At 53.9% G+C, this 11,293-nt stretch carries 9 protein-coding genes; all 9 read left to right on the top strand.

Annotation, left to right across the window (positions count from 1 at the left end):
* The first annotated feature begins 16 nt into the window (after positions 1 to 16).
* Positions 17 to 1,921 (top strand): DNA-directed RNA polymerase subunit gamma, encoded by a 1,905-nt coding sequence (locus tag SIB68_RS06980; protein ID WP_063399507.1) that lies wholly within the window; start codon positions 17 to 19, stop codon positions 1,919 to 1,921.
* 47 nt (positions 1,922 to 1,968) lie between these two features.
* A complete protein-coding gene (locus SIB68_RS06975) occupies positions 1,969 to 6,099 on the top strand; it encodes a DNA-directed RNA polymerase subunit beta' (RefSeq protein WP_063399506.1) in 4,131 nt (1,376 codons plus the stop codon).
* 58 nt (positions 6,100 to 6,157) lie between these two features.
* Complete coding sequence (locus SIB68_RS06970; protein WP_011130872.1) at positions 6,158 to 6,310, top strand: high light inducible protein; 153 nt, start codon at positions 6,158 to 6,160, stop codon at positions 6,308 to 6,310.
* Positions 6,307 to 7,377 carry a 23S rRNA (adenine(2503)-C(2))-methyltransferase RlmN gene (rlmN, locus tag SIB68_RS06965; protein ID WP_063399505.1) on the top strand — a complete coding sequence of 357 codons (1,071 nt, stop codon included), beginning with the start codon at positions 6,307 to 6,309 and terminating at the stop codon, positions 7,375 to 7,377. Before SIB68_RS06970 ends, rlmN begins: the two co-directional genes overlap by 4 nt.
* 42 nt (positions 7,378 to 7,419) lie before the next feature.
* Positions 7,420 to 9,189, top strand: a complete 1,770-nt coding sequence (locus tag SIB68_RS06960) for a sodium:solute symporter family protein (RefSeq protein ID WP_063399504.1) — start codon at positions 7,420 to 7,422, stop codon at positions 9,187 to 9,189.
* 214 nt (positions 9,190 to 9,403) lie between these two features.
* Positions 9,404 to 10,198 (top strand): HEAT repeat domain-containing protein, encoded by a 795-nt coding sequence (locus tag SIB68_RS06955; RefSeq protein WP_063399503.1) that lies wholly within the window; start codon positions 9,404 to 9,406, stop codon positions 10,196 to 10,198.
* A gap of 99 nt (positions 10,199 to 10,297) precedes the next feature.
* Entirely contained in the window at positions 10,298 to 10,501 is a 204-nt protein-coding gene (locus SIB68_RS06950) for a DUF2997 domain-containing protein (RefSeq protein WP_041375041.1), read from the top strand.
* Positions 10,501 to 10,893, top strand: a complete 393-nt coding sequence (locus tag SIB68_RS06945; protein ID WP_011130867.1) for a DUF1257 domain-containing protein — start codon at positions 10,501 to 10,503, stop codon at positions 10,891 to 10,893. Before SIB68_RS06950 ends, SIB68_RS06945 begins: the two co-directional genes overlap by 1 nt.
* A 16-nt stretch (positions 10,894 to 10,909) precedes the next feature.
* Complete coding sequence (locus SIB68_RS06940; protein ID WP_063399502.1) at positions 10,910 to 11,290, top strand: ferredoxin; 381 nt, start codon at positions 10,910 to 10,912, stop codon at positions 11,288 to 11,290.
* Positions 11,291 to 11,293 lie beyond the last annotated feature (3 nt).

The following is an 11,293-nucleotide window of genomic DNA, read 5'->3' as shown; positions in this document are numbered from 1 at the left end:
TGCTTGCGATTCGTTCATGACTAACAGCAACCTCCGTACAGAGAACCACTTCGATTACGTCAAGATCACACTTGCTTCACCAGACCGGGTGATGGAGTGGGGTCAGCGGACACTTCCTAATGGGCAGGTAGTGGGTGAAGTGACGAAGCCGGAGACGATCAATTACCGCACCCTTAAGCCTGAGATGGACGGGCTCTTTTGCGAGAAGATCTTCGGCCCTTCAAAGGATTGGGAGTGTCATTGCGGGAAATATAAGCGGGTTCGACACCGTGGCATTGTCTGTGAGCGCTGTGGCGTGGAGGTCACTGAAAGTCGGGTCCGGCGTCATCGCATGGGCTTCATCAAGTTGGCCGCTCCTGTCTCCCACGTTTGGTATTTGAAAGGGATACCTAGTTATGTGGCGATCTTGTTAGATATGCCACTACGTGATGTTGAGCAGATTGTTTACTTCAACTGTTATGTAGTGCTCGATCCTGGCGATCATAAGGAACTCAAGTATAAGCAATTGCTGACTGAGGATGAGTGGCTAGAGATTGAAGATGAGATCTATGCGGAAGATTCCACGATTGAGAATGAGCCGATGGTTGGTATCGGTGCTGAAGCTCTAAAGCAATTGCTAGGTGATTTAGATTTGTCTGATGTAGCTGAACAGTTGAGAGAGGATATTTCCTCTAGTAAGGGGCAGAAACGGGCCAAGTTGATTAAGCGCTTGAGAGTGATTGATAACTTTATTGCTACTAATGCAAGGCCTGAGTGGATGGTGCTGGATGCAATTCCAGTTATTCCTCCAGATTTGCGCCCCATGGTGCAACTAGATGGTGGACGTTTCGCGACCTCCGACCTAAATGATCTCTACCGTCGGGTGATTAACCGCAACAATCGTCTTGCGCGGCTTCAGGAAATCTTGGCCCCTGAAATTATCGTTCGCAATGAGAAGCGGATGCTCCAAGAGGCAGTGGATGCTCTGATCGATAATGGTCGTCGTGGGCGAACTGTTGTTGGTGCTAATAATCGTCCGTTGAAGTCACTTAGTGACATCATTGAGGGCAAACAGGGTCGCTTCCGCCAGAACTTGTTAGGTAAGCGGGTTGACTATTCCGGTCGTTCCGTGATTGTGGTGGGACCCAAGCTGAAGATGCATCAGTGCGGCTTGCCTAAAGAGATGGCAATCGAGCTATTCCAGCCTTTTGTGATCCATCGCCTGATTCGTCAAAACATTGTCAACAACATCAAAGCCGCTAAGAAGTTGATCCAGCGAGCTGATGATGAGGTGATGCAGGTGCTCCAGGAGGTCATTGAGGGACACCCGATCCTGTTGAATCGAGCACCGACTCTGCACCGTCTGGGTATACAGGCTTTTGAACCGAAACTGGTTGCTGGCCGTGCCATTCAGCTTCACCCGTTGGTTTGCCCTGCCTTTAACGCCGACTTTGATGGCGACCAAATGGCTGTTCATGTGCCTTTGGCGATTGAGGCTCAGACGGAAGCGCGAATGTTGATGTTGGCCAGCAATAACATCCTTTCACCTGCCACTGGCGATCCGATCATCACGCCTTCCCAGGACATGGTGCTTGGCTCCTATTACCTAACGGCGATTAAGCCGGGAGCTTCTGTTCCTGAGTTTGGCGATCAATCCAGAACCCATGCTGGTTTAGAGGACGTCATCCATGCGTTTGAAGATAAAAGACTCCTACTGCATGACTGGGTTTGGGTTCGCTTCAACGGTGAGGTAGATGATGAAGATGAAATTGACAAACCTCTCAAGGCTGAATCACTTAGTGATGGCACTCGCATTGAGCAGTGGACTTATCGCCGAGATCGTTTCGACGAAGACGGAGCATTGATCAGTCGCTACATCCTTACAACAGTGGGCCGCGTGGTGATGAATTACACAATTATCGATGCGGTGGCCGCCGCCTGAGTCACTCCAATACCAGCTTTCTTCCCTGACCTGATTCACGTGTAGCCATGACCTCAACCTCCCCGAAATCCCGCAAGCCTTCGACCAAGACCACCAAGTCCAAGTCCAAGTCCAAGTCGAAGTCCAAGTCCAAGGCCGCAAAGGCTGCTGCGGCAAGCGCTTCGCCAGCACTGGCGAGGACCCCCCCGCAGTTTCGTAACCGGGTTATCGATAAGAAGGCCCTCAAGCAACTGGTGGCATGGGCTTACAAGACACATGGCACCGCTGTAACCGCTTCCATGGCGGACAATCTCAAGGACCTTGGCTTTCGCTACGCCACTCAGGCTGCCGTGTCGATTTCCGTGGAAGACCTCAAGGTGCCTGAGGCCAAGCAAGACTTGCTTGGCCAGGCGGAGGCTCAGATCACGGCCACCGAGGAGTGTTATCGCCTTGGTGAAATCACAGAGGTTGAGCGTCATACCAAGGTGATTGATACCTGGACAGAAACCAATGAACGTTTGGTTGATGCGGTCAAGAAGAATTTCAATCAGAACGACCCGCTGAACTCGGTCTGGATGATGGCCAACTCTGGGGCTCGTGGAAACATGTCTCAGGTTCGCCAGCTTGTTGGTATGCGTGGCCTGATGGCCAATCCGCAGGGGGAGATTATTGATTTGCCGATTCGCACTAATTTCCGTGAGGGTCTAACGGTTACTGAGTACGTGATCTCCTCTTACGGGGCACGTAAGGGTCTGGTCGATACAGCGTTGCGAACAGCCGATTCCGGTTATCTCACCCGGCGTCTGGTGGATGTTGCTCAGGATGTGATCGTTCGTGAGGATGATTGCGGCACCACTAGGGGAATCATTGTGAAGGCGGAAGACGGTGGTTTTGGTAGCCGTCTTGTTGGTCGCCTCACTGCAGAGCAAGTCGTCAATGTTGACGGTGAAATTCTTGCTGAACGCAATACAGAAATCGATCCACCGCTTTCTAAGCGTTTCGAAAAGGCAGCCATCACTGAGGTGATGGTGCGCTCACCGCTTACTTGTGAGGCCAATCGTTCCGTATGTAGGAAGTGTTATGGGTGGGCATTGGCTCATAACGAATTAGCCGATCTCGGCGAAGCCGTCGGCATTATTGCTGCTCAGTCCATCGGTGAACCGGGGACGCAGCTCACCATGCGAACTTTCCATACCGGTGGTGTGTCTACCGCTGAGACTGGCGTGGTTCGCTCCACTGTTGCTGGCACAGTTGAGTTTGGTCCCAAGGCCCGTGTGCGTGGTTATCGCACACCCCATGGTCTAGAGGCTCAGCAGTCTGAAGTGGACTTCACTCTCACTGTGAAGCCTTCAGGCAAGGGTCGTGCACAGAGGATCGACATCACCACCGGATCTTTGCTGTTCGTTAGTGATGGTCAGGAGATCGAGGCAGACGTGACTGTTGTTCAGATCGCGGCTGTTGCGGTGAAAAAGAGTGTGGAGAAGGCCACTAAAGACGTAATTTGTGACCTGGCTGGTCAGGTTCGTTATGAGCAGGTTATTCAGCCCAGGGAAGTTAAAGACCGTCAGGGAAATATCACTCTGAAGGCGCAGCGTTTAGGAAGACTTTGGGTGCTTGCTGGGGATGTCTACAACCTTCCCCCTAATGCAGAGCCTGTAGTCCAGGGCAATGTCAAAGTCGAACTTGGTCAGGTGTTGGCGGAGGCCAGTCAGGCCAGCGAGTTTGGAGGTGAGGTGCGTCTGCGCGATTCGATCGGGGATTCTCGCGAGGTGCAGATCGTGACCACCTCGATGACGATGAAGGATTTCAAGCTGCTCGGAGAGTCCACGCATTCAGGGGAACTTTGGCATCTGGAGGCAAAAGACGGTACCCGTTATCGCTTAAACACCATTCCCGGAAGCAAGATTGGCAATGGTGAAGTGGTGGCTGAGTTGGCTGATGACCGCTTCCGCACTCAGACCGGTGGTCTGGTGCGCTTTGCCCCTGGTCTGGCGATCAAGAAGGCTCGCTCAGCCAAGAATGGCTTTGAGGTGAATAAGGGAGGCACCTTGCTTTGGATCCCTCAGGAGACACATGAGATCAACAAGGACATTTCCTTGTTGATGATCGAGGACGGCCAGTGGATTGAGGCCGGGACTGAGGTTGTTAAGGACATCTTCAGCCAGACCGCCGGGATCGTAACGGTGACTCAGAAGAACGACATCCTGCGCGAAATCATCGTTCGCAGTGGCAGCTTCCACCTTTGTACTGAAACCAAGGCCTTAGAGCGTTTCACAGGTGATGGCCAGATCGTGAACCCAGGCGAGACGATTGCCAAGGGCATCAATTCTGAAGCCATGGTCTTTGTGCAGACCGTGGACACACCTGAGGGGACTGGTCTGTTGCTAAGACCTATGGAGGAATACACCATCCCAAATGAGGCACAACTCCCTGAGTTGACTCATATCAAGCAGCCGAAGGGCCCTCATCTGGGGATTAAGGCCACCCAGCGACTCGCCTTTAAGGATGGAGAGCTGATCAAATCGGTTGAGGGCGTAGAGCTACTCAAAACTCAACTCATTCTTGAGACGTTTGACACCACTCCTCAGATGACTGTGGATGTAGAGGCTGTGCGTGATAAGCGAGCTAAGACCATCGAAAGATTGCGTTTGGTGATTCTCGAGAGCATCCTTGTGCGTCGCGACACAATCTCCGATTCAAGCCATGGCTCCACTCACACCGAGTTGCAGATTGAGGACGGCCAGTCGGTTAAGGCCAGTGATGTGGTCGCGACAACTCAGATCCTTTGTAAGCAAGAGGGGATCGCCCAGTTGCCTGTTGTCCAGGAGGGTGACCCTGTGCGGCGTTTGATTGTTGAGCGTGATGAAGACACCATTACGGTGACGACCAATGGCAGTCCCCTCGTGGAGGTAGGCCAGCGATTGGTCGATGGCGACTCGCTAGCAAAAGATGAGCCGTCTAGTTGTTGCGGAGAGGTAGAGGAGGTTGATGGAAAAGCAATCACCTTGCGCCTTGGACGCCCTTACATGGTGTCTCCAGATTCTGTATTGCATGTTCGCGATGGCGATTTGGTGCAGCGGGGTGATGGTTTGGCGTTGTTGGTGTTTGAACGTCAGAAGACAGGAGACATTGTTCAGGGTTTGCCGCGGATTGAGGAGTTGCTCGAAGCTCGTCGCCCAAGGGAATCTGCTGTGCTCTGTAAGAAGCCAGGCACTGTGGAGATCAAGCAAGGAGAAGACGATGAATCAATCACGGTGACTGTGATTGAGGCAGATGATGCTATTGGCGAATACCCGATTCTTCTAGGTCGTAACGTCATGGTCAGCAATGGGCAGCAGGTCCATGCTGGAGAACTGCTCACTGATGGTCCGATTAACCCTCACGAGCTACTCGATTGCTTTTTCGAGGATTTACGTGGGCGCAAGCCGTTGATGGATGCTGCGCAAGAGGCGATCGCCAAACTCCAGCACCGTTTGGTTACAGAGGTTCAGAATGTCTACAAGTCACAGGGTGTCTCGATTGACGACAAACACATTGAGGTGATTGTCCGCCAGATGACTAGCAAGGTGCGGGTTGAGGATGCTGGAGATACCACTTTGCTGCCAGGGGAGTTGATCGAATTGCGTCAGGTGGAGGACACCAATCAGGCTATGGCGATCACTGGTGGAGCCCCTTCTGAATTCACACCTGTTCTGCTGGGAATTACGAAGGCGTCTCTGAACACCGACAGCTTCATCTCGGCGGCTTCTTTCCAAGAGACCACACGAGTGCTCACTGAAGCCGCAATCGAGGGTAAGAGCGATTGGCTACGTGGTCTCAAAGAGAATGTGATCATCGGTCGGTTGATTCCCGCCGGCACGGGCTTCAGTGGCTTCCAGGAAGAGTTGCGAGCCGAGGCGGGGCCTCATCCGGACATCCTCGCCGAGGACCCTGCTGGCTATCGCCGAATGCAGAACTTGCGTCCGGATTACACCGTGGACATGCCTGCAGCTCCTGCGGCCAGTTCGACTGCTGTGTTGGCTGACCCCAGTGACGCTGATTTGGAGGCTACACGCAGTCGTCATGGGATTGATCCAGCGGCTAGCAACTTCGCTGCTTTTGTTCGTCCTACTGGTGAGAATGAACTCGAGGAGGAACAGCTGCCAGATCCATCCGCTCTCGAGGGTCTTCAGCAGGAGGGGCTGCTCACTGAGGAGTGAGCAGCCCCTCCTGAATGTTCGTTTCTGCTTTGCAAACGCTTGATTGAGGCCTTCATCCATGCTTGAGCCCACCATCATTCCGCAACGGCGAAAGCCTCGTTACGGCTTTCACAGCCATAACGAGAAGCTCAATGGACGTATGGCGATGCTTGGCTTTATTGCCTTAATGGTGGTGGAGGCAACACTCGGGCATGGTTTGTTGATCTGGTGAGCTCTACCCATCTGCCTGGCGGCAATCAGGCGTTACTGGGTTGTAGTGCTACTGAACTAGAGAGATGGGCTGTGGCAGAAGGCCAGCCAGCCTTCCGGGGCCGTCAGTTGCATGACTGGCTCTATACCAAGGGGGCCAGAAGTTTTGAGGCGATCACAGTGTTGCCAAAGTCATGGCGCCTCTCGTTGCAACAGCGAGGCATCACGATTGGGCGGTTGTTGGAGGTGAACCGGGCTGTTGCGGTGGATGACACGACCAAGTTGCTGCTGGCAACGGTTGATGGTGAAACCATTGAGAGTGTAGGCATCCCAACCCAGCAACGTCTCACAGTGTGCCTATCCAGTCAGGTGGGCTGTCCAATGGCTTGTCGCTTCTGCGCTAGCGGTAAGGGAGGGCTGCAACGATCGCTGGCCATACACGAGATTGTTGATCAGGTGTTGAGCCTGCGCGAGGCGATGGATCGCCGTCCTTCCCACGTTGTCTTCATGGGTATGGGTGAGCCTTTGCTCAACATTGAAGCGGTCTTGGCGTCGATTCGTTGCCTGAATATTGATTTAGGCATTGCTCAGCGCCGTATCACTGTGAGCACCGTGGGTGTCCCCCATACGCTGCCCCAGCTGGCAGAGCTGGCGATGAAACGTCTAGGTCGCGCCCAGTTCACCCTGGCCGTGAGTCTGCATGCTCCCAATCAAGAGTTGCGCGAACGTTTGATACCTACCGCTTGCGCTTATCCCTTCGAGACTCTGCTTCAAGACTGTCGCCATTATTTGGCAGTGACTGGTCGACGGGTGACTTTTGAGTACATCCTGCTTGGAGCACTTAATGATCAGCCTCAGCATGCAGAAGAACTAGCGGATCGGGTTAGGGGCTTCCAGAGTCATGTGAATCTGATTGCCTACAACCCCATCGACGATGAGGGTTTTCAACGTCCTAATCCAGAGACGATTGAGGCCTTTCGGCGTGTATTGGAGCAGCGTGGGGTGGCAGTGAGTTTGCGTGCAAGTCGAGGGCTGGATCAGAATGCCGCCTGTGGTCAGCTCCGCCGCCAGCACGCAGCCACCGGCTGAGATGGACTAGCTGAGTCACACTGCGATCAACCGCCTAAGGATATGGCTGCCATTGATTGGATGATCCTCGTTGGTTATCTCGCCATCACTCTCGTGATTGGGCTTTGGTTGTCTCGTCGCAATCGAAGTGAGGATGATTACTTTGTTGCGGGACGTCGACTCAGTGGTTGGTTGGCTGGGGCTTCGATGGCCGCAACGACATTTTCGATTGATACCCCTCTTTATGTAGCCGGTCTGGTTGGCACACGAGGATTGGCTGGCAATTGGGAATGGTGGAGCTTCGGCCTGGCGCATGTCGCCATGGCAGTTGTCTTTGCTCCGCTCTGGCGACGGAGTGGGGTGCTGACCGATGCTGCATTCACCGAGCTGCGTTATGGCGGAGCGCCTGCTGCCTGGCTGCGTGGGCTTAAAGCATTTTTGCTCGCACTGCCGGTGAATTGCATCGGCATCGGCTATGCCTTCCTGGCCATGCGCAAGGTCGTAGAAGCCCTGGGCATCGTGTCTGGCAGCCCTGTGGAAGTGCTTGGCGGCACCCCTGACACTGTTGTGCTGTTGGCAGTCGTGGCTGTGATGGTGCTTGTTTACACCGTTGCTGGGGGCCTCTGGGCTGTCGTGATCACCGATTTCGTGCAGTTGCTGTTGGCTCTTTTGGGAGCGGTGGCGGTGGCGTGGGCCGCCGTTCATGCAGCCGGAGGGATGGACGCCATGCTCGATCAACTGAGGGGGTTAGAGCGACCTGAACTGCTGGCGATTGTGCCTTGGCAATGGAATGGTGATGGCTTTGATTGGATTGGTGGCGTCGAGATCAGTGTGGCCACATTCCTGTCTTATCTCACTGTCCAATGGTGGAGTTTCCGTCGCAGCGACGGTGGTGGTGAGTTCATTCAGCGAATGTTGGCCACGCGGGACGAGCGTCAGGCTCAACTGGCTGGCTGGGTGTTTCTGGTGGTCAACTATCTGGTGCGCAGTTGGTTGTGGGTTTTGGTTGCTCTTGCCGCTTTAGTGCTCTTGCCAGCTCAGGCCGACTGGGAACTCAGTTACCCAACCTTGGCTGTGACCTACCTACCACCAGTGGTGCTTGGTCTTGTAGTGGTCTCTCTGGTGGCGGCTTTCATGAGTACGGTCAGTACCGCAGTGAACTGGGGTGCTAGCTATCTCACCCACGATCTTTACCAGCGTTTTATAAGGCCGGATGCTGATCAGAGAGAGCTGTTGCTGGTTGGTCAATTCACCAGTGTTTTGCTGCTAGTTCTCGGGGTGATCACCGCATTAATTAGCGACAGCATCGGCACAGTGTTTCGTCTGGTGATTGCTATTGGTACCGGGCCCGGAGTGGTGCTTGTGCTGCGTTGGTTCTGGTGGCGGATCAATGCTGCTGCCGAATTGGCGGCGATGGTTTGTGGTTTTGTGGTGGGCCTTTGTACATCCGTTATGCCCTTGGTGACAATTCCTGATTACGGCACCAGGTTGATGATCACTACAGCGATTACTGCTGTGGTCTGGGTTGTAGTGATGCTGGTGACTCCGCCTGAATCGCCGCAAGTGCTCGAGCGCTTTGTGAACCAGGTGCAGCCACCAGGCCCAGGCTGGAGTCGCTTGCGTCAACGCCTGGATGTAACACCGGTGGATTCCCTCGTAAGTTTGTGTTTGCGCTTCATTCTTAGTGTGGGTGTTCTGTTTGGCGGCCTGCTCGGCACTGGCGCGTTTTTGTTACATCAGCAGCTAGGCGGTTGGATCGGTTTGGTGGTCACTGTGATCTGTGTGCTGTCTTTAACCCGTGGTTGGCTGCGCAGTCGGATAGGCGTCGCATGATCTCCAACAAGGTCTTGGCTTGGGAGGCAGAATGAGCGAAAGTCTTCGCAAGCATTGAATTTCATACGTTCCACCGTGTTGCCTGCTCTGATTGTGGCTTTATTTGGGGTGGCTCTGGTGGCAGTGACTGCTCGTATCTGGTTGCCTGGGGACATGCTCGCGCCGGCTCCAATCGGGTGAGATCAGTCGGCCTAATGCCTCTACGATCAAGGTCATGAGTGATGCCTCCGGACAGTTAAGGGAAGAAGGTCTGGCCAGCCTGGCCATTGATCCTGATGTCTTGGCCAAGGAGTTGGCGGCTGAACAGTTCGTTGATCCGCTTGACGAGATCAATCCTGATCATTCAGACGTGGCGCATGTGTGTGACGCAGGTCTTAATTGGCTGAAGCAGGGCCATGAGGAGCGCCTGCAGGGACTAAGGGTGTTTTGTGAACATAGGGATCCCAGGGCAGTGGCTTTGCTGTTGCCCTTGTTGAAGGAGCCTTGTCCAGTTGAACGGATGAGTGCTGTTTATGCGTTAGGTCGAAATCCTTCCCCGCCAGCGTTAGACCCCCTTTTGCAGTTGCTACAGGCTGATTGCAATGCCTATGTGCGTAAGGCAACCGCCTGGAGCCTGGGGAATTACGCCGATGCCCGCGTCCTCAACCCCCTCATTCATGTTCTTCAAAACGATGTGGCTGCGGTACGGCTATGGGCCACCGGCTCATTGGCGGAAGCCGGTGGCACCTCTCCTGCTAATGCTGATATCGCTGCAATTCAATTACTGATGAGTTTGCAGATCGATGGTGAGCCTGTTGTGCGAAGTAACTGCATCTGGGCCCTCGGACGTCTTTACAACACGTTGGCTGAACCTCGTCGGCAGGAGTTGGTGGAGGCTTTTGTTGATTCTCTGCTCAACGATGCAGAGCTCTCGGTACGTGATGAGGCTCGCATCGCTCTTGAGCAGTTGGAGAACTCTGAGGTGATTCAGCGGCTTCAAACTCTTGTAGATGAAGGACGCTTGACCTGAAGGCTCTCTTGATGTGATTGGTTTTACTGATCTTATGAAAATCAACACGTCAGCTATCGGCCATGGCCGATAGCATTCGTGTCCCTTCCGATGAAGTGGATGCCTCAACAGACTGTGCGATTCCGGATCCGTCAAGACGGACGTGTTGAAGAGAGTGTTGAGGGGGTTGTTGGTGAAGCCTGCCGGCTTCTCACCGAGCGGATTGAGGAATCCATCGGTGTCGTGGAACAAAGCACACCTACAGCCGAGGCGTTTCTCCGTCCACAGGATCAATCCCAGTCCATTCCAGCCGAGCTTCTTTGATGTCGCACTTCAGCACCGTTAAGACACACCTGCGCAAACGCGAGCCCCTTTTACAGGCGCTCAAGGATCTTGGTTATGTCCCCCAAGAAGGGGAGCGTTCTGTTCGCGGCTATCGCGGCCAAACAGTCACCGCTGAATTGGCTGTGATCATGCCGGAAGGTGGTGATATTGGCTTCCGTTTGAATTCGACTACCGGGGCCTATGAATTGGTGACCGACCTCGACCTCTGGCGGCAATCTGTTCCGGTGGAACGTTTTCTTGCTCAGCTCACCCAGCGCTACGCCCTTAATACGGTGTTGGCATCAACAGCGCAGGAAGGTTTTGAGGTAGCCGAGCAGCGCAATACTGATGACGGCGCTATCGAACTGGTGGTAACTCGCTGGGATTCTTGATATCCAACCTTGACCATTGATTGATCCATCGGCAGCTTTTCAAGTTTCCGCCCAGCTTGATGAGCGGGCGAATGGATTGGAGCCGCTGCTTGGTGGCCAATTGCGAGAGAAGGCTGTCTGGGTTGATGAGGCTGTCTGCATTGGTTGTCGGTACTGCGCTCATGTAGCGACTAACACCTTTGTTATCGAGCCAACAATGGGTCGCTCGCGGGCCATCCGGCAGGACGGGGATAGTACGGAACGCATTCAGGAGGCCATTGCTACTTGCCCGGTGAACTGCATCAAATGGGTGCAGTTTGAGCAGCTAGATGAATTGCGAGCTCAATTAGCAGCTCTGGAATTGCTTCCTCTCGGATTTCAAAGGACTTCTCGTAAGCGGCGTAATCATGGCTCCTAAGAG

This window comes from Prochlorococcus sp. MIT 1323, from assembly GCF_047304905.1.
In the GTDB taxonomy this organism is placed as follows: Bacteria; Cyanobacteriota; Cyanobacteriia; order PCC-6307; family Cyanobiaceae; genus Prochlorococcus; species Prochlorococcus marinus_D.
Note: the sequence above shows the minus strand (reverse complement) of the source record. Positions and strands in the feature narration are given on the sequence as shown.

Excerpts from the sequence above, each read along its gene's own strand:
- SIB68_RS06980 (WP_063399507.1), top strand. The coding sequence starts at position 17 with ATGACTAACAGCAACCTCCGTACAGAGAACCACTTCGATTACGTCAAG.
- SIB68_RS06975 (WP_063399506.1), top strand. The coding sequence starts at position 1,969 with ATGACCTCAACCTCCCCGAAATCCCGCAAGCCTTCGACCAAGACCACC.
- SIB68_RS06970 (WP_011130872.1), top strand. The coding sequence starts at position 6,158 with ATGCTTGAGCCCACCATCATTCCGCAACGGCGAAAGCCTCGTTACGGC.
- SIB68_RS06960 (WP_063399504.1), top strand. The coding sequence starts at position 7,420 with ATGGCTGCCATTGATTGGATGATCCTCGTTGGTTATCTCGCCATCACT.
- SIB68_RS06955 (WP_063399503.1), top strand. The coding sequence starts at position 9,404 with ATGAGTGATGCCTCCGGACAGTTAAGGGAAGAAGGTCTGGCCAGCCTG.
- SIB68_RS06950 (WP_041375041.1), top strand. The coding sequence starts at position 10,298 with ATGCCTCAACAGACTGTGCGATTCCGGATCCGTCAAGACGGACGTGTT.
- SIB68_RS06945 (WP_011130867.1), top strand. The coding sequence starts at position 10,501 with ATGTCGCACTTCAGCACCGTTAAGACACACCTGCGCAAACGCGAGCCC.